Annotated in this window: 20 protein-coding genes; 8 read left to right on the forward strand and 12 right to left on the reverse strand. The window is 52.3% G+C overall.

Annotated elements, in window-relative coordinates:
- The first annotated feature begins 276 nt into the window (after positions 1-276).
- Positions 277-621, forward strand: coding sequence for a YejG family protein (locus WHR59_RS07800; RefSeq protein WP_087051313.1), 345 nt, complete (start codon positions 277-279; stop codon positions 619-621).
- Positions 622-624: 3 nt separating this feature from the next.
- Here WHR59_RS07800 and yejF read toward each other — a convergent pair whose 3' ends face one another.
- From yejF to WHR59_RS07845, 9 genes are all read right to left on the reverse strand, one after another.
- Positions 625-2,214 (reverse strand): microcin C ABC transporter ATP-binding protein YejF, encoded by a 1,590-nt coding sequence (yejF, locus tag WHR59_RS07805; protein ID WP_087051314.1) that lies wholly within the window; start codon positions 2,212-2,214, stop codon positions 625-627.
- A 1-nt stretch (position 2,215) separates the two neighbouring features.
- Complete coding sequence (locus WHR59_RS07810; protein ID WP_043016990.1) at positions 2,216-3,241, reverse strand: ABC transporter permease; 1,026 nt, start codon at positions 3,239-3,241, stop codon at positions 2,216-2,218.
- The gene (locus tag WHR59_RS07815) at positions 3,241-4,335 is read right to left on the reverse strand and encodes a microcin C ABC transporter permease YejB (RefSeq protein WP_043016989.1); all 1,095 of its coding nucleotides are present in this window, start codon (positions 4,333-4,335) and stop codon (positions 3,241-3,243) included. Before WHR59_RS07815 ends, WHR59_RS07810 begins: the two co-directional genes overlap by 1 nt.
- Positions 4,336-6,150, reverse strand: coding sequence for an extracellular solute-binding protein (locus WHR59_RS07820; protein WP_043016988.1), 1,815 nt, complete (start codon positions 6,148-6,150; stop codon positions 4,336-4,338). It abuts the gene before it with no gap.
- A gap of 99 nt (positions 6,151-6,249) precedes the next feature.
- Positions 6,250-7,809 (reverse strand): cyclic di-GMP phosphodiesterase, encoded by a 1,560-nt coding sequence (locus WHR59_RS07825; protein ID WP_043016987.1) that lies wholly within the window; start codon positions 7,807-7,809, stop codon positions 6,250-6,252.
- Positions 7,810-7,982: 173 nt separating this feature from the next.
- Entirely contained in the window at positions 7,983-8,552 is a 570-nt protein-coding gene (gene mepS / locus WHR59_RS07830; protein ID WP_003027474.1) for a bifunctional murein DD-endopeptidase/murein LD-carboxypeptidase, read from the reverse strand.
- A 413-nt stretch (positions 8,553-8,965) separates the two neighbouring features.
- A complete protein-coding gene (locus WHR59_RS07835; protein ID WP_220771458.1) occupies positions 8,966-9,685 on the reverse strand; it encodes a phosphatase PAP2 family protein in 720 nt (239 codons plus the stop codon).
- A 28-nt stretch (positions 9,686-9,713) separates the two neighbouring features.
- A complete protein-coding gene (locus WHR59_RS07840; RefSeq protein ID WP_047409913.1) occupies positions 9,714-10,700 on the reverse strand; it encodes a CobW family GTP-binding protein in 987 nt (328 codons plus the stop codon).
- Positions 10,701-10,819: 119 nt separating this feature from the next.
- Positions 10,820-12,286, reverse strand: a complete 1,467-nt coding sequence (locus WHR59_RS07845; RefSeq protein ID WP_087052513.1) for a mannitol dehydrogenase family protein — start codon at positions 12,284-12,286, stop codon at positions 10,820-10,822.
- Positions 12,287-12,488: 202 nt separating this feature from the next.
- Here WHR59_RS07845 and uxuA point away from each other — a divergent pair, with 202 nt between their 5' ends.
- A complete protein-coding gene (gene uxuA / locus WHR59_RS07850; protein ID WP_043016983.1) occupies positions 12,489-13,679 on the forward strand; it encodes a mannonate dehydratase in 1,191 nt (396 codons plus the stop codon).
- Between the two features lie 42 nt (positions 13,680-13,721).
- On the opposite strand, the gene WHR59_RS07855 is transcribed toward uxuA, so the two are convergent.
- Positions 13,722-15,197 carry a PLP-dependent aminotransferase family protein gene (locus WHR59_RS07855; protein ID WP_338843787.1) on the reverse strand — a complete coding sequence of 492 codons (1,476 nt, stop codon included), beginning with the start codon at positions 15,195-15,197 and terminating at the stop codon, positions 13,722-13,724.
- A gap of 165 nt (positions 15,198-15,362) precedes the next feature.
- Between WHR59_RS07855 and torC the strand changes: the two genes are divergently transcribed.
- From torC to torD, 3 genes are read left to right on the forward strand one after another with little or no spacing between them, the layout of a single operon-like run.
- On the forward strand, positions 15,363-16,496 hold the full coding sequence (torC, locus tag WHR59_RS07860; RefSeq protein WP_087051317.1) for a pentaheme c-type cytochrome TorC: 1,134 nt from the start codon (positions 15,363-15,365) through the stop codon (positions 16,494-16,496).
- A 9-nt stretch (positions 16,497-16,505) separates the two neighbouring features.
- Positions 16,506-19,004: a trimethylamine-N-oxide reductase TorA gene (gene torA, locus WHR59_RS07865; protein ID WP_075145904.1), complete on the forward strand. Its 2,499-nt coding sequence runs from the start codon at positions 16,506-16,508 to the stop codon at positions 19,002-19,004.
- Entirely contained in the window at positions 18,994-19,626 is a 633-nt protein-coding gene (torD, locus tag WHR59_RS07870; protein ID WP_080624913.1) for a molecular chaperone TorD, read from the forward strand. Before torA ends, torD begins: the two co-directional genes overlap by 11 nt.
- A 461-nt stretch (positions 19,627-20,087) precedes the next feature.
- Here torD and yeiP read toward each other — a convergent pair whose 3' ends face one another.
- A complete protein-coding gene (yeiP, locus tag WHR59_RS07875; protein ID WP_005129255.1) occupies positions 20,088-20,660 on the reverse strand; it encodes an elongation factor P-like protein YeiP in 573 nt (190 codons plus the stop codon).
- Positions 20,661-20,817: 157 nt separating this feature from the next.
- On the opposite strand from yeiP, the gene WHR59_RS07880 reads away from it, so the two are divergent.
- Positions 20,818-21,072 (forward strand): YkgJ family cysteine cluster protein, encoded by a 255-nt coding sequence (locus WHR59_RS07880; RefSeq protein WP_016153739.1) that lies wholly within the window; start codon positions 20,818-20,820, stop codon positions 21,070-21,072.
- On the opposite strand, the gene setB is transcribed toward WHR59_RS07880, so the two are convergent.
- Positions 21,069-22,250 carry a sugar efflux transporter SetB gene (gene setB / locus WHR59_RS07885; protein WP_043016978.1) on the reverse strand — a complete coding sequence of 394 codons (1,182 nt, stop codon included), beginning with the start codon at positions 22,248-22,250 and terminating at the stop codon, positions 21,069-21,071. The genes WHR59_RS07880 and setB overlap by 4 nt on opposite strands.
- A 368-nt stretch (positions 22,251-22,618) precedes the next feature.
- Here setB and fruB point away from each other — a divergent pair, with 368 nt between their 5' ends.
- Positions 22,619-23,749 (forward strand): fused PTS fructose transporter subunit IIA/HPr protein, encoded by a 1,131-nt coding sequence (gene fruB, locus WHR59_RS07890; RefSeq protein WP_043016976.1) that lies wholly within the window; start codon positions 22,619-22,621, stop codon positions 23,747-23,749.
- Entirely contained in the window at positions 23,749-24,687 is a 939-nt protein-coding gene (fruK, locus tag WHR59_RS07895; RefSeq protein ID WP_003834544.1) for a 1-phosphofructokinase, read from the forward strand. The genes fruB and fruK overlap by 1 nt, the downstream gene beginning before the upstream one ends.
- The last annotated feature ends 11 nt before the right edge of the window (positions 24,688-24,698 follow it).

Below are 24,698 nucleotides of genomic sequence, written 5' to 3' on the forward strand. Positions count from 1 at the left end.
ATCTATCATTTCCCCTGCTTATGTTTATTTTATGTAAAATCAATTTATGTAAAAAGTCACATCATTGTAGTTAAAAAGGTTGAGTTAGATCGCAGAAACGAGTACATATAGCGCGGAAATATGCCAGAACCGTTGAATAAATTTAAATAGTGGGTTCGGAAAACGGCATAACGACAGGGTGTAAACGTTTACCAACTGTTTAAAGACGTATTGTCAATGATGTGTTAATATTGATGTAAAATAATTGTGAAGTAATTGTACTTCCAGGGAAAGAAAGTGATGACATTACAACTCTCAATCGTTCATCGTCTGCCGCAGTGCTATCGTTGGTCGGTGGGTTTCGCAGGTTCAAAAGTTGAACCGATTCCGCACAACGGTCAGAGCAATGAGAACAGCCTGGTGGCGCTCAAATTGCTTAGCCCTGATGGTGACAGCGCATGGTCAGTCATGCATAAACTCAGCCAGGCCCTCAGCGACATTGAGGTACCTTGTTCTGTACTGGAATGCGAAGGAGAGCCGTGCCTGTTTGTGAATCGTCAGGATGAATTTGCCGCGACCTGCAGGCTGAAAAATTTCGGCGTGGCTATCGCAGAGCCGTTTTCAAATAACAATCCGTTTTGAGCGTCAGCTTAGCGCAAGCAGCTGACGCGTATATGCCTGTTGTGGCGCGTTAAATACGTGCTCGCATTGTCCTTGTTCCACGACCTCTCCCTGCCTTAGTACAATAACCTGATGGCATAACGCGCGTACTACGTGCAAATCATGGCTGATAAAGATATAAGCCAGGCGATGCTTTTCCTGTAACGACTTTAACAACGTCAGGATTTGCGCCTGTACGGTTCTGTCGAGCGACGATGTTGGTTCATCCAGAATGATCAGGGAAGGCTTGAGAATCAACGCTCTGGCAATGGCTATACGTTGACGTTGGCCGCCGGAAAACTCCGCCGGATAACGATGCCGCGTTTCGCTATCCAGACCCACTTCCGCCATTACCGCTTTCACCTGCGCTTCGCGCTGTTCGGCTGACAGGGTTGGCTGATGAACGCGTAACCCCTCCTCAATAATCTGTAGCACGCTCAGGCGCGGGTTCAGCGAGGAATTGGGATCCTGAAAAACCACCTGAATGCGGTGACGGACCGGCAACAGCTGGCGACGATTTAAGGTATGTAGCGCCAGACCATCGAACACAATGCTACCCTGTGAGGTGATAAGTCTCAGCAGCGCCAGCCCGGTAGTACTTTTCCCCGATCCAGATTCCCCAACCAGCCCCAGCGTTTCACCGGGCCGGAGGGAAAAACTGACGTTATTAACGACGACGTTATGGTCCACCACGCGCTTCAGAATACCTTTGCGGATGGGAAAGGCGACGCGGAGTTTCTCCACTTCCAGCAGCGGAGCTTGCCCAGCAGGTACAGGCACCGGATCGCCGGAAGGTTCGCTGTTTAACAATTTCTGCGTGTAGGGATGCGTTGGCGCAGCCAACAGCTGTGCTACTCGATTTTGCTCAACGCACTGGCCGTTTTGCATGACCGCAACGGTATCGGCCAGCTTTTTCACAATGCTCAGGTTGTGGGTGATGAACAGTAATCCCATGTTCAGCTCACGCTGCAACTCTCGCAGCAACTGCAGGATCTGCGCCTGTACCGAAACGTCCAGCGCGGTGGTCGGTTCATCGGCAATAAGCAGCTCCGGTCGTGTTAGCAGCGCCATGGCGATCATCACACGCTGGCGTTCACCGCCGGACAGCTGGTGCGGGTAGTCTGCAAGACGTTTGGCCGCCTGACGGATGCCAACGCGATCCAGACAGGTCAGAATCTCGGCCCGTGCAGCCTCGCGACGCATCCCCCGATGCAGCGACAGCACTTCATAAAGCTGTTTTTCCAGGTTGTGGAGCGGGTTCAGTGACACCATCGGCTCCTGGAAAATCATGGCGATTTTATTCCCTCGTACGCCGCGAAGCGTCTGCTCGTTGGCGTGAAGTAATGATTCTCCATGAAAACGAATGTCGCCGGAAAGGTAGACTACCGGAGGGGAGGGTAATAACCGTAAAATAGAAAGCGCGGTCACGCTTTTACCCGAACCAGATTCACCCACCAGCGCCAGAGTTTGTCCGGCATCAACCCGCAGTGAGAGGGCGTTGACGACGGTGCGCACGGTCTCTTGTTGGCGAAAACCTACCGATAAATTCTCAATAGCTAACAGCGGTTGTGTCATCTTAAATCGCCTTATTGGGATCGAACGCGTCGCGTACTGCTTCACCGATGAAGATCAGTAGCGATAATAGCAGAGCGACGGAGATGAACGCGGTGATCCCAAGCCACGGTGCCTGCAGGTTGTTTTTACCCTGCAACAGGAGTTCTCCGAGCGATGGCGAGCCAAGCGGTAAACCGAACCCAAGAAAATCCAGCGAGGTCAGGGTGGTTATCGAGGCGCATAATATAAACGGTAAAAATGTCAGGGCGGCGACCATCGCGTTGGGCAGCATATGACGCAGAATAATACTGCTATCGCTTACGCCAAGCGCCTGAGCGGCACGAATGTAATCAAAGTTTCGGGTACGTAAAAACTCCGCGCGCACCACGCCAACCAGGCTCATCCAGCCAAACAGCACGGTAATGCCCAGCAGCCACCAGAAGTTAGGCTGGACCACGCTCGACAGCAGAATGATCAGAAACAGCGTTGGCATTCCTGACCAAACTTCAATGAATCGTTGCCCCCACAGATCCACCTTGCCGCCATAGTAGCCCTGGATTGCGCCAGCCATGATCCCCATCACGCTGGAGCACAGGGTTAGCATTAATCCAAACAGGACAGAAATACGTGTGCCGTAGAGGATCCGCGCCAGCACGTCACCGCCATTGGCGTCTGTGCCCAGCCAGTTTTGTGCCGAAGGCGGGGAAGGGAAGGGCTTATCGGTGGCAAAGTTAATGCTGGTGGCCCCAAAGCGGATTGGTGCCCACAGGATCCAGCCCTGGTTTTCCAGGCGTTGCTGTAGCCACGGATCCTGATAATCAGCCTGGGTCGCCAGCGGTCCGCCGAAATCGCTTTCGCTGTAGTTTTTGAACAGCGGGAAATACCAGCTATTGTCGTAGCGCACCAGCAGCGGCTTATCATTGGCAATCAGTTCTGAACACAGGCTAAGACCGAACAGCACCAGAAAAATCCACAGCGACCAGTAGCCGCGACGGTTGTGGCGAAAGCGCGCCCAGCGAGCCTGATTAACGGGGCTTAATCGCGACATTAGCGTCCCTCAAAATCAATACGGGGATCGACCAGCGTATAGCTGATGTCGCTGAGGATATTCAGCAGCAGACCGATCAGGGTGAAAATATAGAGCGTGCCGAACATCACCGGGTAGTCGCGTGATACGGTGGATTCATAACCCAGAAGTCCCAGACCGTTAAGCGAGAACATCACTTCAATCAGCAGTGAGCCGGTAAAAAACATGCTGATAAACGTCGCCGGAAAGCCAGCGATCACCAGCAACATGGCATTGCGAAACACATGTTTCCACAGAATATTTTTCTCGCTGACACCTTTGGCGCGCGCGGTGACGACATACTGCTTGCGTACCTCATCCAGAAATGAGTTTTTGGTCAACATGGTCAGCGCGGCAAACCCGCCAACCACCGTCGCCAGCACCGGTAGGGTAATATGCCAAAGGTAGTCGGTCACTTTCTGATACCAGGGCAGGGAGTCAAAATTGGCGGAAACCAGCCCGCGAAGCGGGAACAGGTCGTAGTAGCTTCCCCCGGCAAAAAAGACAATCAGCAAAATGGCAAACAGAAAGGCCGGTATGGCATAGCCGATAATAATAAATGCGCTGCTCCAGACATCAAATCGGCTGCCATTGTGTACCGCTTTGCGGATCCCAAGCGGGATCGACACCAGATAAATGATGAGCGTACTCCACAGCCCAAGCGTAACGGAAACAGGCAGGCTGTCTTTGATAAGCGTCAGCACTGAGGCGCTACGAAACAGGCTATCGCCGAAATCGAAACGAACATAGTCCCAGAGCATTTTGAAATAACGCTCATGAATAGGCTTATCGAACCCGTAGCGGCGAGTGATTTCGGCGATAACCTCCGGATCCAGACCCCGTCCGCCTCGATAATTACTGTCGCTGATGTTTCCAACGCCGGTTTGCGCGTGGCTGGCGCGAACGCCTTCGCTGCCCGCGCCGGGTAATGCCCCGCTTTGCCCGAACTCAATAGCGGCGACGGCCTGCTCAACCGGGCCGCCGGGGGCGATTTGCACGATAAAAAAGTTGATGGTGATGATGGCCCAAAGCGTTGGGATCACCAGCAGCAGACGTCGAATCAGATAAGCGCCCATTTATTCTCCCTGCCGCCTGGCTGCGGGCAGCTTCTCCGCTTTATTGACGTCATACCACCAGTTGTCGAGGCCAATAGTATAAATTGGGCGAATAGCAGGATGCGAAAATTTATCCCACCATGCAATGCGATCCTCTGCCATAAACCACATCGGCAACATGTAGTAGTTCCAGGTTAATACCCTGTCCAGTGCGCGGCCCAGCGGGATCAGCTTGGCTTTATCACCTTGTGCCGCGATGATCTGACCGATCAGTTTATCAATCACCGGGCTTTGCACTCCTGGAGCGTTATAGCTGGAGTCAATATAGTCAGAGGCCCAAAGAATTTGCAGGTCGGAGCTCGGCCACGGCATTGCGCGATACAACCTTGGCATCATATCATAGTCGCGACTGCGCAGGCGGTTTGTGATTTGTGAGTTATCCACCTGGCGGATATTCATTGTAATGCCCAGGCGCTGCAGGTTGTGCTGGAACGGCAGCACCCACTGACTGTTGCTGCCCGCCGGGAGCAACAGTTCAAAGCTCAGAGGTTTACCGCTGGTGCTGTTTACGCGCTGCTGTCCCTTTAAGACCCATCCGGCCTGTTCCAGTAAGGTATCGGCTTTCAACAGGTTGTCACGATCGTAGCCATCGCCTTTTGATTTTGGCGGCTGGTATATTTGGCTAAAGACCTCAGGGGGGAGATCTTTTTTCAAAGGCGCGAGTATCACCAGTTCATCCGCATCGGGGTATTTTGTCGCGGCATATTCGGTATTCTGAAAATAGCTGTTGGTCCGGCTCCAGGCGTTATAGAACAGCGCTTTATTCATCCATTCAAAATCAAAGGCCAGCGTGATGGCTTCCCGCACCCGCCGGTCGCTGAACACCGGTCGCTGAATATTAAATGCCAGCCAGCGGGTATCCTGGGCGGATTCGTTTTTTTGCTCATCTTTGATGATGTAATGATTGGCGAAATTTTTCCCGGTATAACGCGTTGCCCAGTTTTTGGCATCGTTTTCAAGACGCAGGTCAAACGCCCCAGCCTTAAACGCTTCAAAGGCGACGTTGTCATCCAGATAGTAGTCGTAGCGAATGGTATCAAAGTTCCAGCGCCCGCGGTTAACTGGCAGGTTCGCGGCCCAATAATCTTTGACGCGTGAATAGACTATATACTGACCCATCTTCCATTTCGCGATGCGATAAGGGCCGCTGGCGAGCGGAGGCGATGATAAGGGATCGCTGAGTTTATGATCTTTCCAGTACTTCTCTGGCATCACGGGTAATGAAAACAGGCTGAGCATGTCCTCTTTACCCGGCTTGGCTAATTCAATGCGTACGGTTAATGGCGCGATCGCTTTTACCGTTGTTCCCTTATAGACCAGACGAAACTGCGGCACGCCTTCAGTCATAAATTTGTGGAAGGTGAATGCGACATCGCTGGCGGTAATGGGGGAGCCATCGTGAAAACGCGCCCGCGGATTGATGGCGATTTCTACCCAGGAATAGTCGTCAGCATAGCGTGCGCTGTCGGCGATGAGCGGATAGTAGCTGCCAGGTTCGTCGTCGGAGGTGGTAAACAGCGTGTCGTAAAGCGTTTCGGTACGTGCACCGGGGTTACCGCGCATCGCATAGCGGTTGAAGTTATCGAAGGTGCCAATGGCAGAGAGGGTGATTTGCCCGCCTTTGGGGGCAGCAGGGTTCACGTAATCAAAGTGATTAAAGTTAAACGCGTACTTCGGTTCGCCCAGTACGGCAAAAGCATAGCTTTCTTTGATGGACTGCGCCTCGGCGCTAAACCCGATGAGGGCGATGAACAGAAGCAATACGCGAGGGATCATTAAAAGCGATTTCCTTTTCCTGCTACAACCCGACGGGCATCATGCCTGAAAGATAAGGGATGTAGCGGCGAGTGAGAGTTTATGATTCGCATACTGCGATCACCACGTCGGCTTATTGGGCTGTGCCATCCAACGCACGAAATCAGCAAGCTTTAATGGTCGGCTAATCCAGTATCCCTGGAAAAAATGCACCCCACGATCGCGCAGCCAACGGGCTTGCTCAGGCGTTTCAACCCCTTCAGCAACCGTCAGCATATTAAGACGCTTAGAGAGTGTCAACACAGCGTCCAGAACCGGAGAGGTCAGGGTCTCTGTTCCGATGGCGTTAATAAAGCCGCGATCGATTTTCAGATAGTCAACGGTAAAGCGTTCCAGATAAATCAGTGCGCTATGACCGGTGCCAAAATCGTCAATGGCAATTTCAAAACCTGCTGAATGAAGCCATTCAAATAGCTTCGTGGCCTCGTGTTGATTGAGCATATCCCGTTCGGTGATTTCCAGCACCATCTGGAAATGGTTGGCGGGAAGCGAAGCCTGCAGGCGATGAATGTCGTCTTTAAACGTTTCGCCGTGCAGATGCGTTGGCGCGATGTTGATCCCCAATTTTGCGCCAGCGGGTAAGACTTTTTGCAGCATCGGCGCGTCCTGCGCAATCAACTTAAAGAGATGCTGGGTCAGCGGGACAATCATTTTCTGTGATTCGGCGTAGTGAATGAAGGCATCCGGCGGGATTTCACCCGTTGTCGGATGATTCCAGCGTAATAACACCTCGGCACCTTTCACCTCGAGCGTTTGCACCTCTACAACGGGCTGGTACACCACATAAAATTGGTTATGTTTGATAGCGTTGAGGATATCTTTGCCCGGGCGTAAACGGATGGTGTAGATGTAATACCAGAGAAGAAGAGCGGCAATAATCCCCGCCATACACCCCAACATAATCGAATACCAGACGTCGGTGTAGGTCCACTCATCGGCATATAAACGAATCTGTAGCGGGATACCTTCCAGACTCGCCTGCCGCCAGCGAGATTTAGGCAGGGCGGAGACATCAATAATCCGTGATGAAAATGTCGAAATTGCGTTATCACCGACGACGATGGCAATGCCGTCAAAATCATCCTGTCGGGCGGTATAAAGCAGGTAAGGAGCCAGATTAATATTCAGTGAGGTAAACACGCCGCTGTCAGTAAACGATGGGTTGCGGTGCCAAATCATTATCGCCGGCTTGTTCGGCATCATGGGCGTGCCGGGGAGTAATTCCACGTCAATAGTTCTACTGATATCAAGACTTGGAACCAGATCTAAAATCGGGGTGAACATTGAACCCGTTGCGGAGGAGCAGAAAGCAATGCCGTTTTTGACCAGTAAAAATGCGCGGACGTTGAGGCTAAAGGCCGCGCTGGAGGTCAGTTTAGCGCCGACTTGTTGGCAACTGTTGGCGACAAGTGGCTGAAGGGCATCAGTGGTGGTTTGGAGATCGGCAAAGTAGCTACTGACATAATTCTGGATATCGGTAAGGAGCGTGTCGTACTTAACGTCTCGTTTATGCCAGGTCACGAAAAATTGCAGGGTACTCACAAGGAGCGCGACGATAAGCCCCGTTAACATACAGGAAAGCAGGATTTTCCGACCGGATGAAGAGGAGCGTCTGAACATAGTTCCTTATGTTTACCTGAGTTAAGCGCTTATTCTGTATGAATATAACCTGAAATGACTCACCTTGTGAGATTTTTCTTAGTCACGAGGCGAAGCCAAAAAAAAAGCACCGCCGAAGCAGTGCTTTTCAATATGTCTCATCAGGATAGCCAAGGGATAGCTGCCAAACGAAATTAACTGCGGCTCAGGACCCGGCGAGCTTCGTTGTAACGTTTTTTCCAGTAAGGTTCGTTCATGCTGGAAATGATAACGCCACTGCTGGTCGAGGCATGTACGAACTGGTTGTTGCCGATATAAATACCGACGTGACGGCCGGTGGAACCAGCACGGAATAGAACCAGATCGCCTGTGCGCAGGTTAGTGCGCGAAACGGATTTACCCGTTTCCTGTTGTTCGTAGGTTGAGCGAGGAAGCTCTAAACCAAATTGCTCACGGAACGTACGTTGTACGAAGCTTGAACAATCAATACCTTTTTTGGTGCTGCCGCCAAGGCGGTAACGCACGCCTTTCCAGTCAGCATACTGGTCCATAATACGTGATTTAACATCGATATTACGCACCATATTTTCAAATTCATCCTGAGAGGCTTGCAGTGAAGAGTTATCTCCATTGCCCACAGCATGCGTCTCAGAATGCATATTCCTGGCGGTGTTCGTTGTGCTACATGCAGAAAGCAGAACCGCAACTGCTATCGCGGGTATGCCCCGCAAGATATATCTCAAAATCGGTTGAGATTTGACCATTTTGTTTGTTTTCCCTTGAAGTCCTTAACGATAAATATCGTTATAAAAAATGCCAAACGTGACGAGACTAATTACCCTCGCACGATGAGACAATTCTTTAAGGTCAAATCTGTGGCAGAACGCACAAATTTATTCATAAAGAGAATAATTATCCCGCGAGGCAAAACGAGTTCGAGATTACCCGATCGTTCCGGTCATTGCGAGTGATTTTACGTGATTTCTTATAAGAAAAATTGATACAGAAAGTGAATAATCGGTATTGTATAAATTAAGAACAATTGGGATAAAAAAGACGCAACTTACTCATTTTTAACGTGAATAAGATGACAGGAGAATGACAGCCACAATGATGAAATATCAGTAAGCATCATCAGGGAATCAGAAGTATCTCTGATGATGTTAATTACTCTGCGTTATTTGTTTAAAAATTGTTTGTTTTTGCCCGGCAGGTAATTCGCAAACAGAGTCACTAATCGGTCGCTTAAAGGCGTCATTAGCCACCAGGGCAGACCAATCAGGACGACCGTCATGGAACCGATCAAGATATCGGTGAGCCAGTGAGCACCAATCATTACGCGCGGGAAGGCAAAAACCACAGCAATAATAAGGCCGATTATTCCGGCGGTTTTTCCGAAATAACGCAGCATAAATGCGGAAAAAATAAGCAGCATCATACCGTGATCGCCGGGGAAACTGTCTCTGGACGCATCTTTGGTCGGAATATGCAGCAGTTCGCTGACGCGGTAAATATTATCCAGCATCAGAGTGGGGCTGGCGCGTTTAACCGGAATAAGCGCCTGACCTAACTGATTTAATACCACTGCGGTGAGCAGCATAACCAGACCAATAGCGACAATGCGTCGGCGACCTTCCGACGTCTCTTTCAGCCAAAAATGCAGCATCAATGCGCCCATTGCCAGCAATGAGCAGCCATCAAATGCCCGGTTATTGGTAATAGCAACAATCCATAAGAATAGCGGGCTTTCCACCAGCTTCTGATTAAAGAAGCGGAAAACGCCCGTATCTATTGAAGACCAGATCCCATGCCCGGCAGGAAGATACCAGGAAAGAAACAGCGCCAGGCCCGCGATATTAAGCAGGAGGATAAGAGGGTATCGGGTTTTCATCGTCATTTACCATTGCTATAAAACGAAGGCAACCTTACGCGCTGGCGTCTAAACGAAGTCTCAACAATGCGCTCTGTAACGCATTCCAGTCGGTCTCGGTATCAGAGATGAGTTCAATACGACTATCCGGCGGCGCGACGTTTTGCGTCTCAATGTGCCAGTCGTCTCCCTGGCGGTTAATGCGCACCAGTCCCTCTTTTATACGCATTACACCTTTCACGCGCCCAACAGGAGCAAGACGCGACCACTCCAGCAGACCGATGGTATCGAATACCGTATCGGCGTCAAAAATCCAGCCGCAGGCCTGATGGCCCTGACCGCTGTTCAGGCTGCGCCGCCAGCGCTGCTGCGCCGGAAGACTCAACGCCGCCAGCCCCTTTTTGTCGGCATGACGATGATTATGCTCCGCGCTTGTCGGAAGCTCCGCAAGGTTGAGTCGGGGTAAATCCAGTAGCTGCCCGTCAATTTTCCCATGGTCGGCATGAACCAACTGGCGATTGCCGCCGTAGTGTTGCCACCAGCTTTGCAGGGCATTTTCGCTTTCCATCGTGGCCCGGTCGGCTTTGTTGGCAACAATGATATCGGCGGCGGCCAGCTGATCGCGGAAATTGTCATTGGCGACGCTTTTTTCATCCAGCAACAGGCGGGGGTCAAGGATACAGAGAGTTGCGCGCAAGTCGATCCACGGCTCGTAAACCGGCGCGGTGAGTAAATCCAGAATCTGTTTGGGATGTCCGAGGCCGGTGGGTTCAATCAGCAGACGGTCGGGTTTTCCCTGACGCAGCAGCGTATTAAGGCCTACCTGCATTGGCAGACCGTTAACGCAGCACATACAGCCGCCGGGGATCTCTTTTAGCAGTGCGCCGCTGTCGGCCAGCAGTGCGCCATCGATGCCTACTTCGCCAAACTCATTGACCAGCACGGCCCACTTCTCTGCGGGATCTTTGTTCGCCAATAGATGAAGAATAGAGGTGGTTTTGCCACTGCCGAGAAAACCAGTGATGAGATTGGTTTTAGTCACATTTACTCCAGAATCATAAATTACCGTAATGGCATTTAACAATCCTGGCGAAAAACGGGGAAAAAGAGAAGGGGTGGGAGGACGAAGACGTGCTTCGTCCTGCTTAATGGCAGAAATCGTTAATTTTTTAACGTTTCAATGACAGCCTGATGCGCGCCGTATTGGGCAATACGCTGCCAGGCCTGCTGAATGGCCGCGACAAACTGCGGATTCTGTACGAGATCGGCGGCGAAAATCTCATGCAGTGAAAGCAGGGCGCTGACGCGTTCTGATTCAGTGCTCTGTTTAACCAGAGCGGCAATTTTCTCACTTAACGGGTCACGAATATCAATCGCAGTGCCTGAATCATCCACGCCGCTCACGTAGCGCATCCAGCCTGCGACGCCGAGCGCCAGCAGCGGCCACTCGCTTTGACGTGCTAAATGTACGCGGATCCCTTCCAGCATGCGCTGGGGTAATTTCTGGCTACCATCCATCGCTATTTGCCAGGTTTTGTGTTTCAGCGCCGGGTTGGCAAAGCGTTCCAGCAGGCTTAAAGCATACTGGTCTAAATCCACATCGGTAATTTGCAGCGTGGGGGCCTGTTCATTGAGCATCAGCCGGTAAGCGGCTTCACGAAATGCGCTGTCCTGCATACAGTCGCTGATGTGCTGGAATCCGGCCAGATAGCCGAGATAAGCAAGGAACGAATGGCTACCGTTCAGCATCCGCAGTTTCATTTGTTCCCACGGCAACACGTTTTCGACCATCTGGACACCCGCGGTTTCCCATTGCGGACGACCACACACAAAGTTGTCTTCAATCACCCATTGGATAAACGGTTCGCAACTGATTGCGCAAGGATCGGCAACACCCAGCTCGTGGGCGATTTCAGCCAGCGACTCGTCGGTGGCGGCGGGAACAATCCTGTCCACCATGGTTCCCGGAAAACTGACGTGCTCCTGGATCCAGTGCGCCAGCTCAGGTGAGCGTTTTTCCGCCATTCCCAGTACGGCATTTTTTACCACATGGCCATTGTCCGGGATGTTATCGCAGGAGAGGACGGTAAATGGTTGCAGCCCGCGTTCACGTCGGCGGTGCAGCGCTTCTACAATTATTCCGGGCGCGGAGTGCGGTTCAGCCGGCGTCTGCATATCGTGAATAATTCGCGGATTAGAGAGATCCAACGATCCCGTCGCCGGATCGATACAGTAGCCTTTTTCGGTGATAGTTAACGAGACAATCGCCACCTGAGGCTCGCAGAATTTTTCAATAATGGCCGCCAGCGAATCCAGCGTGGCGTTCAGACACTCGTTAACGGCGCCGATGACGATGGGCTGATTGCCGTTTGCTCCTTTTTCTAACACGGTAAATAAATGGTCCTGTTCGCGAAGCTGACGCATCAGCCGATCGCCGCTGAACAGGCTGATCTCGCAAATTCCCCAGTCTCCACCCTGCGCGTTCAGCACCCTGTCGGTTAATAACGCCTGATGGGCGCGATGAAAAGCACCGAAACCAAAATGCACAATCCGCGTTTTTAATTGCTGGCGGTCGTACTGCGGCATCATGACATTTTCCGCCAGTGGCGCTGAGGCAATAGTTTTCATTTAATACACCTGATTAACCATTAATTAACAATGGCAGTATAAAGTTATATGACAGCAAATTGAATTGGTGTGCCTCATTTATCAGGGGAATGTGAGCTGGATCAATCAATGACCGGCCATCTGTTGATCATCCATGGGATGCCTGTATGGTAGTCATCATTCAGGTAGTTTAATTTGGTATAACAACTTGTGAGGTGAAGCAATGGAACAAACCTGGCGTTGGTACGGACCTAACGATCCGGTATCGCTTGATGATGTGCGTCAGGCTGGCGCAACGGGTGTTGTGACTGCCTTGCACCATATTCCTAACGGTGAAGTGTGGCCGGTAGAAGAGATTCAACAGCGTCAGGCCATTCTGGCTGAAAAAGGGCTGACCTGGTCGGTGGTGGAAAGTATTCCTGTTCACGAAGATATCAAAACGCGTTCAGGCCAGTACCAAACATGGATTGCCAACTATCAGCAGAGTATCCGCAATCTGGCGACCTGCGGCATTGATACTGTGTGCTATAACTTCATGCCGATCCTCGACTGGACGCGTACTGACCTGGAATATCAGTTGCCAGACGGCTCCAAAGCGCTACGTTTTGACCAGATTGCTTTTGCGGCCTTCGAACTGCATATTTTGCAACGCCCGGGAGCTGAAGCGGATTACACCGCAGAAGAACAACGTCAGGCGCTGGACTACTTCAATGCCATGAGCGATGCCGCAATTGAAAAGCTAACCCGCAATATCATTGCCGGACTGCCCGGCGCGGAAGAGGGCTATACGCTGGATCAATTCCGTGCGCGCCTCGCTGAATATGACGGCATCAGTAAAGACGATCTGCGCGATAATATGGCGGTATTCCTGCGGGCGATCGTGCCAGTGGCAGAAGAAGTGGGCGTGCGCCTGGCTGTGCATCCTGACGATCCGCCGCGTCCGATCCTTGGCCTGCCGCGCATTGTTTCGACTATCGAAGATATGCAGTGGCTGAAAGAAACCGTCGACAGCATCAATAATGGTTTCACCATGTGCACCGGCTCTTACGGCGTGCGTGCTGATAACGATCTGGTGAAAATGATCGAAACCTTTGGCGATCGAATCCACTTCACGCATCTGCGCTCCACCTGCCGTGAAGATAACCCGAAAACCTTCCACGAAGGTGCGCACCTGCAAGGCGATGTGGATATGGTATCGGTGGTCGCTGCCATCCTGAGTGAAGAACAGCGGCGTAAAAAGGCGGGTGATTTGCGTCCTATCCCGATGCGTCCGGATCACGGACACCAGATGCTTGACGATCTGCACAAGAAAACCAATCCCGGCTACTCCGCAATTGGTCGTCTGAAAGGGCTGGCGGAAGTTCGCGGCGTTGAGCTGGCGCTGAAACAAACTCAGTTCCGCGATCTGCTGTAAGACTTACCACAGGGATTGCGCCACCGGCGCGATCCCTGTTATTCAGCAAGGCTGCGTCAGCGCCTGCTCCAGTACCGACAGTACCCTATTAATCTGCTGTATCTGCAACCCGCCAAAGCCAAAAAACATCACCACGTCGCTGTTCTCCTTACGCCATGCGGTTTCTGACCCATTTTCTATATCCGCCAGAGTGTCAAACCGGATCCCAGCCTGCAGGCAGCGTTGTTGCAGCCTGGCTATCGTATCGGGGTGTCTTTCAACGCGTAACGAGAGATGCAGACCCGCCGTTGCGCCAGCGATTTTCCCTGTGGGAAACCGCGCGGAAAGGCCATCGCGTAACTGGTTGAGGCGCGCCGCATAGCTGCTGGCCAGCTTGCTGATATGCGTATAAAACACCTGGTTTTGCATTAATTCGGCTAAAAATTGCTGCAACAACCACTGACTGCCGTTGTTATTGAGCGCTTTCATATTCTGTACCGCCGGGAGCAATTCATCAGGGCAAATGAGGTAGCCAAGACGCGCCCCCGGTCCCAGCGTTTTAGAAAATGTCCCCATGTAGATAACCCGGTTGTGATAATCCATGGCTTTCAGCGCAGGAAGGTGATTCTCGCCATAGGTAAAAACAGCGTCGTAGTCGTCTTCTATGATATAAGCGCCGACGCGCTGTGCCCACGTTAATAATGCCTGACGGCGCTCCAGCGAAAGTACGCTCCCCATCGGATACTGGTGGGCCGGCGTCACATAGCAAAGCTGAGTTTCATATTCAGGTAAATTATCTGTTTGCAGTCCGTGGTTATCTACGGCAATTGACGTAATGTTTGCGCCGTAATAATTAAACAGATGCCATGCGCCAGAATAACAAGGGGATTCGGTCACAACGTGGCTTTTTTTTTGCTGGCTGACGGCATGATGAATAATAAATATCTGACTCAACAGCGACAATCCTTCCTGGATCCCGTTGGTAATAATGATGTTCTCTGCCCGGGTATTAATGCCACGAGATAAATTAAGGTATCTGACCAGTTGTTCACGCAGTGAAAATAATCCGTTTGGTGAATGATACCGGGTAAGCAATTGTTCTTTAAGTACGCTTGGCGCGTTATTCCATTTTCGCCAACTGGCCCAGGGAAAAGCATTGGGATCGGGGACGCCCATCCGGCAGTAACACTCCCGCCCAGGCTCTGCGTAAACATCGGTAGAGACCCCGGCTGCTTTGGGTGTTACTGGCGGAGAGCCCTGGGACATGGGAACATGCGCAGGCGGGATACGAACAGGCGTGGTGAATATCACCTCATAGCCAATGCCGTGTCGGCTCTTAATTAACCCAGCCGCCATAAGCTTATCATAGGCCATCACGACCGTTATTTTGGCTACATTCAATACCTGAGCCTGCTCGCGAATAGAAGGGAGTTTATCTCCACGCAACAAATCTCCCTGCTGAATAGCCTGTAAATAAAATTGAAATATCTGCAACTGTAGCGGAGTACGGCTTTCTCTATTGAGAGTCAGTGTGAGCATGAGAAAATCCTTATTTATAGATGGTCACTATATTACGAATTTCTGCTCTTTACTATTTGACGAATCTCATAGAGTGATTGCTGTTCCTATACTCTGCCTGCGCTGTCTCTATTTTTGATTTTTATTATCCCTTAGCGTGTCGCTATTAAAAAAATGGAGGCTAGCATGTCGTGGATAAGAAAAAATGCACTGTGGTGCGCATTCGTCGGAGCGGTAGTCATGGCCCTGGCGATTTGGGGAGCGTGGCAAGGCGTTCATTACACCAGTACTACCGGGTTTTGTTTATCGTGTCACTCGATGCGCACGGCTGGAGAGGAATATAAAACCAGCGTGCATTTTCGCAATGCTTCTGGCGTGCGTGCGGAGTGTAAGGATTGTCATATTCCGCCGGGCATCGTGCCAACGTTGGTTCGTAAAACGCAAGCCTTAAACGATCTCTACCACACCTTTATTTCTCCTTCGATCGATACCCCCGAAAAATTTGCCGCAAAACGGGCGGAGCTGGCCCAGCGGGAATGGGCGCGCATGAGCGCGAATAATTCAGCGGCGTGTAAATCCTGCCACAGCTATGAGGCGATGGATCACGGCAAACAATCGGCAAATGCGGCGGCACAAATGACTGCGGCGGCGGCAAAAGACAGCAACTGCATTGATTGCCACAAAGGAATTGCCCATCACAAACCCGATATGAGCAGCGGTTTTCGCGATCGCTTTAAGCAGCTACAGCGTCAGGATGCGTCGTCATCGCAGGCGAGCACGCTGTTCTCGTTAAGTGAAAAAGCACTGACGGCAACGGCAGGAAGCCCCGCAGGCAAAGCGCTGTTATTTCCCGCCACCGAGGTCAAGGTGCTGCAAAAAGGAGGCAGTAACGTGCAGGTCGAAATCACGGGCTGGCGTGAAACCAAAGGACGCGGGCGGGTGATCACCCAGTATATGGGTAAGCGCGTGTTTTCCGCCGTTCTCGATGACTCCCTGATGGCTAACGTAAAAGTGCTACAAACCCAGGTCGATCCTGACTCACATCAGGCCTGGCAGCAGGTGAGCGTCACCGCCTGGACCTCCGGGCAGGATCTTATCAGCACGCTTGAGCCCATCTGGGAATACTCAGATCAAATGCTGCAATCCACCTGTAGTGCCTGCCATAGCACTCCTCCTCCCACCCGTTATACCGCTAACGGCTGGATCGCCGGATTGAAAGCGATGTCGACCTATTACCGTCTTAACCCGGTGGAGGAGCGTACGTTGCTGAAATACCTCCAGACCCATGCCAGCGATGTGTCTCAACCCATTAAAAAGTAAGGATAATGTATGGATATTCATGACTTTAATCCGTCTCGCCGCCGTTTTCTGAGCGGTATGCTGGCAGTGGGCGCTGCCAGCGCCCTGGCGCCCAATCCGTTGATATCAAAAGTGTGGGCGGCGGGAGAAAACCCCGAACAGTGGATCCAGTCCGGCTCGCATTATGGCGCTTTTGAAGCCAAAGTGGTCAACGGCGAGTGGACAGAGACCCGCCCATTCAAACATGACAAATATCCCTGCGATATGCTGAACGCGGTGCGGGAAGTGGTCTACAACCCTTCGCGGGTACGCTACCCGATGGTACGTCTGGACTGGCTGCGTAAGCGTGAGAAATCGGATCGCAACCAGCGCGGAGATAACCGTTTTGTGCGGGTAAGCTGGGATCGGGCGCTGGATCTGTTTTACGAAGAGCTGGAGCGGGTGCAAAAAACCTATGGCTCATCAGGCGTATTTACCGGGCTCGCCGACTGGCAAATGGTGGGCAAATACCATAAAGCGGGCGGGGCGATGGACCGGGCACTGGGCTTGCATGGCAGCTATGTGACGACCGTTGGTGACTACTCTGCGGCAGCGGCGCAGGTCATTTTGCCGCATGTCATCGGTTCGCTGGAAGTTTATGAGCAACAAACGTCACTGCCGCTGGTTATCGAGAACAGTAATACCATTGTGCTGTGGGGATGCGATCCGATCAAGAATCTGCAGATCGAGTTTTTGGTTCCCGATCACGATGCGTTTGGCTACTGGCAGCAAATTAAAGAGGCGGTAGCGCAGGGGAAGATGCGCGTTATCAGCGTTGATCCGGTACGCAGCAAATCGCAAAACTATCTTGGCTGTGAACAACTGGCGTTGCGACCGCAAACGGATGTCGCGTTAATGCTGGCGCTGGCGCATACCCTGTACGAAGAAAAACTGCACGACACGGCGTTTATTACCGATTACACCGTCGGCTTTGAACAGTTTTTGCCGTACCTGCTGGGTGAGAGCGATAAACAACCCAAAAACGCTGAATGGGCGGCGGAAATCTGCGGTCTGACGGCCGGGCAGATCCGTGACTTTGCCCGCCTGCTGGTCAAAGGCCGGACACAGTTTATGGGCGGCTGGTGCGTACAGCGCATGCACCATGGTGAGCAGTATCCGTGGATGCTGGTGGTGCTGGCCAGCATGGTTGGACAAATTGGCTTGCCAGGCGGCGGCGTAGGGTTTGGCTGGCACTATAACGGCGGGGGGACGGTGACATCCGCCGGTCCCGTACTTTCTGGGTTGGGGAGTATTGCTAATCCTCCACCGGCGAAATATAAAGCGGATTTTCGCGGCGCGTCTGAGCATATCCCCACCTCGCGCATCGTGGACTGTCTGCTTGAGCCGGGCAAAAAAATTGCCTTCAACGGCGCAACGTTAACCTGGCCTGACATCAAAATGGCGATCTACAGCGCAGCCAATCCGTTCCATGCGCAGCAGGACAGAAACCGCATGATCGACGCGTGGAAGAAGCTGGAAACCGTGGTGGTGTTGGATCATCAATGGACCGCGTCGTGCCGTTTTGCCGATATCGTCCTGCCCGTTACCACTCGCTTTGAACGTAACGATATTGAGCAGTTCGGTACGCATTCGAATAAAGGGCTGATGGCGCTGCATCAAATAGTCAAACCGCAATATGAAGCGCGGCATGATTTCGACGTATTTGCCGGGCTGTGTAAGCGCTTTGACAAGGAGGCTGTGTACCGTGAGAACCGGGATGAAATGCAGTGGATACAGGCGCTTTATGACGAAGGTGTGAAGATGGGCGCATCACTCAGCGTCTCCTTACCGGACTTTACAACGTTCTGGCAGGGGGAAGGATATATTGAATATCCGCCAGGGCAGCCGTGGGTGCGTCACGGTGAGTTTCGCGACCAGCCAGACCTTAATCCGCTGGGAACGCCGTCAGGTCTGATTGAAATCTACAGTAAAACCATCGCGGGCTTCGCCTACGAGGACTGTCCGGGGCATCCGGTGTGGATGGAGCCATTTGAGCGTAGCCATGGCGACAAAACAGATAAATTCCCGCTGCATCTGCAATCCTGCCATCCGGATAAACGTCTGCATTCCCAGTTGTGCTCAAGCGAGGCGTTTCGCAATACCTATGCGGTTGCCGGGAGAGAGCCGCTTTATATCAGCGAACAGGATGCCACCGCGCGTGGCTTGAAAGCCGGTGATATTGCCCGCGTCTTTAACGCGCGTGGCCAGGTGCTGGCAGGCGTGGTTGTCAGTCCGGATTTTCCACCCGGCGTGGTACGCATTCATGAAGGGGCGTGGTACTCCCCGCAGGAAGGAGGAAAAGCCGGGACGTTATGCACCTATGGCGATCCGAATGTGCTGAGCGCGGATATCGGTACTTCACAGCTGGCGCAGGGCCCTTCAGCGCATACCGTGCTGGTGGAGGTCGAGCGTTATCAGCAGAAAGCCCCGCAGGTAACGGCATTCGGTGGTCCGCAGACAGTGAAAGAGGAGGGGACAAGTGCAGCATAATCAAATTCATCAGCAACGGACGGCGATCTATCAGTGGTTTTCACAGTTGCTATTTCGTGAGCTGGACGAAAAACAGCTCGCCAGCCTGGAAAATGGCGATAACCGGGCGTGGATTGCCTCACTGGCGGCAATTCCCGGATTGTCTGTCGAGGTTAAACATTTTGTGCGTAGCCTGGAGCGGGTTCTGCGGCGTGACTCCCGGCAGTTGGAGCTGGCGGCAGATTTTGCCTCGTTGTTTATGCTGTCTCCGCCTGCCAGTGTTTCTCCCTATGCAGGGCACTATCCACATACGACAGCTGCGGCAGAACGTCGGCAAATGAATGTGCTGTTGGTTGAGCAGGGGCTGGCGGCGCGGGAAAATGAATCCTCCGATCATATTGCTGTACAGCTGGCATTGATGGCGAGGATGGTTGCTAAAGAGGAGAAGCTCTCCACGCAATATTACTTTTTGCATCATCATATTATGTGCTGGGCGTCGTTGCTGCGCGATAGCTGCCTGGCGCGTGATGAAGAGGGGTTTTATCCTCAGGCGGTTAACCTGGTCGTGCGTTTTATGCGCGAGGATGAACAGTATCTGGAATCACTGCTGATGGATGATTTTTATCTCAGCAGCCAGCGCTGAATATGACAAAGGGACAACCTGTGCTGGCGGAGGTAAAGAACAGGCTATCTCGGAGAAAGAGTTCCGTTCATCTCATGCTCATCGCTTCAACGCTCTGACTTCCAGTTAACACTGTTTTGCTGTTTAAACAAAAAACGCAGATGGTCAGGTGTGGGTTGGTCCGGCTGAAAATTGCCGACGTGTTTTCGTAAGGCCGGGAGAACCAGCTGGGATGCGGGTTCAGGGCGCGCTTTGCAGGGATGCTACCTCGCGCCCGGCCCGGTAGCCTGAAGAAATAAGCGGAGGGGACCACGAAGTGGCAATTTTCCCGCCGGGAGCCGGGATTGTTAAGGGTACGGCGATAGTACCCTAACACGTTCACAGGCAGTATTGTTTCAGATAAGTGATATCACTAAAGTGAACGGAACATTTTGCCAGAGACAACATGTCATTATCTTTGGTTCACCTGTAACGACAGGAGATTAATCTGCACGGCCCATATAGCGACGTTCTTCGATATGAATACGGATTTTTTCACCCGCGCTCAGATACTCAGGAACCTGGATCACCAGACCGGTGCTCAGGGTTGCTGGCTTGTTGCGCGCACTCGCTGAAGCACCTTTAATACCCGGTGAGGTTTCAACGATTTCCAGGTCTACGGTCTGCGGCAGTTCAAGCGCCAGTAGCTGGCCATCCCAGGTCAGGACCTGCATGTCCGGCATCCCGCCTTCCGGGATGAACAGCAGCTCTTCTTCAATCTGGTCTTTGGTGAAGGTATACGGGGTATAGTCTTCTTTATCCATAAAGACATATTCGTTGCCATCGACGTAGGAAAAATCAACGCCACGACGGCTCAGGGTGACGGTATCGACGATATCGTCGCCTTTGAAGCGCTCTTCAACTTTCAGACCGGTACGGACATCAGAAAAGCGCATTTTGTACAGCGTGGCTGCACCACGTGCGGACGGTGATTGAATATCGATATCTTTTACAATCAGCAGCTTGCCGTTGTAGTTCAGTACCATACCTTTTTTAATTTCGTTCGCTCTTGGCATCGAAAAAATCCTGTAGTGAGGAGTGTCTAAAATATCGCGTAAAACTACTCGCGCCGGGGCATTCAGGCAAGCGGAATTCATGCTTTTGCTGGTGCAAAAAAGGTGGTACTGTGCGCTTCCCACACAATCCGATGGTTTACGATAAAGAGAGTACTGTATGGAATGCCGTCCGGATTGTGGTGCATGCTGCACCGCGCCTTCAATCTCCAGTCCCATCCCCGGTATGCCTGATGGCAAACCCGCTAATACGCCATGCGTTCAGTTGGATGAATCCCTGCGCTGTAAAATTTTTGCATCACCGCTGCGGCCAAAAGTGTGCGCCGGTTTACAGCCCAGTGCGGAAATGTGCGGACAGACGACGCACCAGGCCATGGTTTATCTTATTGAGCTTGAAGCGCTGACTGCGCCTTAAACGTCCTTGATGCGCGCCAGGCACACGACGGTGGCGACGATCATCACCAGCGCAAACCAGAACACCGCGTGATAGTTCCAGATTTCAGCGGCAATCCCCGCCAGCGATCCGGCAATAATCCAGCCTACGCGAATGGTATTCGTGTAGAGAGTCGTGGCTGAACCTGCCTGTCCCGGCATCAGATCCTGAAAATAGAGCATGCCAATCCCGCCGAGGATGCCGATGTAAATCGCGTTCAGCAGCTGTAAGCCGAGCAATATCGCCGGAGAGTGGGCTAACAGCATGCCGGCATAAAAGAAGAATCCGGCGACGACGGCAATCCTCATCAACAGGCGTTTGCCCAGACGCTTAGCGAAGTAGCCGGCAATCAACATGGTTGGGATTTCCAGCCCTGCGGCGGTTCCCATCATGATACCCGCCAGCTTTTCCGGCAGATGCAGTTCGTTGATGATAAACAACGGCATATTGATGATATAGAGACTGTTCGTGCCCCACATTAATGTGCAAATAACAAATAGCAAAAGCGTGTCGCGTCGATTGCGGCGCGGGGCCTCTACCGCGCCCGTCGCGAGAGGCACGTTTTTACTCATTGAGGGTAAGAACAGCCAGACCATTATGCCGCAAACAATAAACGCCACTGCCGCACTGAGATACATGACCGTAAAGCTGAAACCCATGGCCAGCGCGTAGGCCAGCGGTGGGCCAATCACCCAGGCCAGCGAAACCTGCGCACGTAATATTGAGCTGAACATGACGGCTTCCCGACCCGTACGGTCGGCGTGTTCGCGGGCGAGAGCAAACATTTGCGGGTTGGCAGTCGATCCAAAGCTGCTGAGGAATACCCCGATAAACAGCAGAATAAAATAGTTACGGTTCCAGGCGAACAGCACGCAGGCCAGCATCCCCAGCACGCAGCAAAACACAATCAGGTTTTTGCGATCGCCTTTTTTATCCGAGCGTCCGGCCAGAAACTGACTCACCAAAATGCCGATCACGGCGCTGCCGGTAAAAAAGAAACCGACCATGCCGGGACGGGCATGGACTTCATCCGTCAGAAAAAGGCTAAGCGTTGGCGTCTGCAACGCACCGGCGATACCCGTCAGAAATGCGACAAGCAGGAACGCCGAAGACGTTAAATCAAACGCCTTGGGTGTGGCGGCTACGGGGGTGTTATGCATGTTTTGATATCAATGATGTGAAGAGACGCGGAGTTTACGCTGCTTGTCAGAAAATAAACAGGGAGCCAAATCAAAATCGGCATCAAAAATCAAAATAGCATTTCAGTCAGAGAATGCCGTTTGCTGACGCTGCTGAATCTGACATGCTGACGCCGATTTTTCGTCAGCATTTTTTTCTCCGACGCAGAGAAAATGTGCGTTATCTCTAAATTCAGCAAGTAATTTGTCAACTTTACTTGTGTGCTGAAGAAAAAAGAGCAAGACTTCTTGAAACGTTTCAGCGTCATCTCGCCATAACTGATGGAGTCAGGTGACGCCTTTTTTCTCATGTTAGCTGAATCGTTTCAAATCAGCGGGAGAGGAGAACCATGTTCCAGTTATCTGTTCAGGATATTCACCCGGGCGAACAGGCCGGGAATAAAGAAGAGGCTATTCGCCAGGTTGCCGCTGCCTTAGTACAGGCGGGTAACGTGGCGGAAGGCTACGTCGATGGCATGCTGGCGCGTGAACAACAGACGTCCACGTTCCTCGGCAACGGTATTGCTATTCCTCACGGTACGACGGACACGCGCGATCGGGTGCTGAAAACCGGCGTGCAGGTGTTCCAGTTTCCGCAAGGCGTGACCTGGGGCGAAGGTCAGGTTGCTTATGTGGCGATCGGCATTGCCGCCAGTTCCGATGAGCACCTTGGTTTACTGCGTCAGCTGACGCACGTGCTGAGCGATGACTCCGTCGCTGAACAGCTGAAATCTGCGACCACGGCGGAAGAGTTGCGCGCGTTGCTGATGGGCGAAAAGCAAAGCGAACAGCTGAAGCTTGATAACGAAACGCTGTCGCTGGATGTCGTGGCTAATTCGCTGGTAACGCTGCAGGCGCTCAACGCGGCGCGACTGAAAGAAGTTGGTGCGGTTGACGCCACCTTTGTGGCCAGAGCAATCAATGAACTGCCGATGAATCTCGGTCAGGGTATCTGGCTGAATGACTGTGCTGAAGGCAATGTACGCAGCGCCGTTGCGGTTAGCCGCGCAGCAACAGCATTCGATGTACAAGGTGAAGCTGCAGCCCTGCTGGTGACCGTCGCTATGAATGACGATCAACCGGTTGCGGTGCTGAAGCGCCTTGGCGATCTGCTGCTGAATAACAAAGCTGACCGTTTGTTGAAAGCCGATGCGGCCACGGTGTTGGCGCTGCTGACCAGCGATGACGCCTTAACTGATGATGTACTGAGCGCCGAATTTATTGTGCGCAACGAGCATGGATTACACGCCCGTCCGGGCACCATGCTGGTGAATACGATTAAACAATTTAACAGTGAAATTACCGTGACAAATCTTGATGGAACCGGCAAACCGGCGAATGGACGCAGTCTGATGAAAGTTGTGGCATTGGGCGTGAAGAAAGGACATCACCTGCGCTTTACTGCCCAGGGCGAAGATGCTGAACAGGCGCTGAAAGCGATTGGCGAAGCTATTGCGGCAGGTCTTGGGGAGGGCGCGTAATGAGCAGACGTGTTGCTACTATCACCCTTAACCCGGCCTACGACCTGGTGGGTTTCTGCCCGGAAATTGAACGCGGTGAAGTGAACCTGGTAAAAACTACCGGTCTGCATGCGGCAGGGAAAGGGATTAACGTCGCTAAAGTTCTGAAAGATTTAGGCATTGATGTCACTGTGGGCGGTTTCCTGGGGAAAGACAACCAGGATGGTTTTCAGCAGTTGTTCAGCGAGCTGGGCATTGCCAACCGTTTTCAGGTTGTACAAGGGCGTACCCGTATCAACGTCAAGCTGACCGAAAAAGACGGCGAAGTGTCCGATTTTAATTTCTCCGGTTTTGAAGTTACCCCGGCTGACTGGGAACGCTTTGTGAATGACTCACTGAGCTGGCTGGGTCAGTTCGACATGGTGTGTGTCAGCGGCAGTTTGCCGACCGGCGTTAGCCCGGAAGCATTCACCGACTGGATGACGCGCCTGCGCAGTCAGTGTCCTTGCATTATCTTTGATAGTAGTCGTGAAGCGCTGGTGGCGGGTCTGAAAGCGGCACCGTGGCTGGTGAAACCAAACCGTCGTGAGCTGGAAATCTGGGCAGGCCGCAAGCTGCCGGAAATGAAAGATGTGATCGAAGCGGCGCATGCGCTGCGCGAGCAGGGTATTGCTCACGTGGTGATTTCGCTCGGTGCGGAAGGTGCGCTGTGGGTTAACGCTTCGGGTGAGTGGATTGCTAAACCGCCGTCAGTTGAGGTGGTAAGCACCGTAGGCGCAGGTGATTCAATGGTTGGCGGTCTGATTTACGGCCTGCTGATGCGTGAGTCCAGCGAACATACCCTGCGTCTGGCGACGGCTGTTGCCGCCCTGGCGGTAAGCCAAAGCAATGTGGGCATTACCGATCGTCCTCAGTTGGCCGCAATGATGGCGCGTGTCGACTTAAAACCGTTTAACTGACAGCAGGAGAG

Origin of the sequence: Citrobacter europaeus, assembly GCF_037482245.1 — a bacterium.
In the GTDB taxonomy this organism is placed as follows: domain Bacteria; phylum Pseudomonadota; class Gammaproteobacteria; order Enterobacterales; family Enterobacteriaceae; genus Citrobacter; species Citrobacter europaeus.

What these genes read in the sequence shown, in the direction of transcription:
- WHR59_RS07880 (WP_016153739.1), top strand. Translation starts at nt 20,818, where the DNA reads ATGGAATGCCGTCCGGATTGTGGTGCATGCTGCACCGCGCCTTCAATC.
- mepS (WP_003027474.1), bottom strand. Translation starts at nt 8,552, where the DNA reads ATGGTCAAATCTCAACCGATTTTGAGATATATCTTGCGGGGCATACCC.
- WHR59_RS07825 (WP_043016987.1), bottom strand. Translation starts at nt 7,809, where the DNA reads ATGTTCAGACGCTCCTCTTCATCCGGTCGGAAAATCCTGCTTTCCTGT.
- setB (WP_043016978.1), bottom strand. Translation starts at nt 22,250, where the DNA reads ATGCATAACACCCCCGTAGCCGCCACACCCAAGGCGTTTGATTTAACG.
- WHR59_RS07845 (WP_087052513.1), bottom strand. Translation starts at nt 12,286, where the DNA reads ATGAAAACTATTGCCTCAGCGCCACTGGCGGAAAATGTCATGATGCCG.
- yeiP (WP_005129255.1), bottom strand. Translation starts at nt 20,660, where the DNA reads ATGCCAAGAGCGAACGAAATTAAAAAAGGTATGGTACTGAACTACAAC.
- torA (WP_075145904.1), top strand. Translation starts at nt 16,506, where the DNA reads ATGGATATTCATGACTTTAATCCGTCTCGCCGCCGTTTTCTGAGCGGT.
- WHR59_RS07810 (WP_043016990.1), bottom strand. Translation starts at nt 3,241, where the DNA reads ATGTCGCGATTAAGCCCCGTTAATCAGGCTCGCTGGGCGCGCTTTCGC.
- yejF (WP_087051314.1), bottom strand. Translation starts at nt 2,214, where the DNA reads ATGACACAACCGCTGTTAGCTATTGAGAATTTATCGGTAGGTTTTCGC.
- torC (WP_087051317.1), top strand. Translation starts at nt 15,363, where the DNA reads ATGTCGTGGATAAGAAAAAATGCACTGTGGTGCGCATTCGTCGGAGCG.
- fruB (WP_043016976.1), top strand. Translation starts at nt 22,619, where the DNA reads ATGTTCCAGTTATCTGTTCAGGATATTCACCCGGGCGAACAGGCCGGG.
- WHR59_RS07835 (WP_220771458.1), bottom strand. Translation starts at nt 9,685, where the DNA reads ATGACGATGAAAACCCGATACCCTCTTATCCTCCTGCTTAATATCGCG.
- WHR59_RS07820 (WP_043016988.1), bottom strand. Translation starts at nt 6,150, where the DNA reads ATGATCCCTCGCGTATTGCTTCTGTTCATCGCCCTCATCGGGTTTAGC.
- fruK (WP_003834544.1), top strand. Translation starts at nt 23,749, where the DNA reads ATGAGCAGACGTGTTGCTACTATCACCCTTAACCCGGCCTACGACCTG.
- WHR59_RS07855 (WP_338843787.1), bottom strand. Translation starts at nt 15,197, where the DNA reads ATGCTCACACTGACTCTCAATAGAGAAAGCCGTACTCCGCTACAGTTG.
- uxuA (WP_043016983.1), top strand. Translation starts at nt 12,489, where the DNA reads ATGGAACAAACCTGGCGTTGGTACGGACCTAACGATCCGGTATCGCTT.
- WHR59_RS07815 (WP_043016989.1), bottom strand. Translation starts at nt 4,335, where the DNA reads ATGGGCGCTTATCTGATTCGACGTCTGCTGCTGGTGATCCCAACGCTT.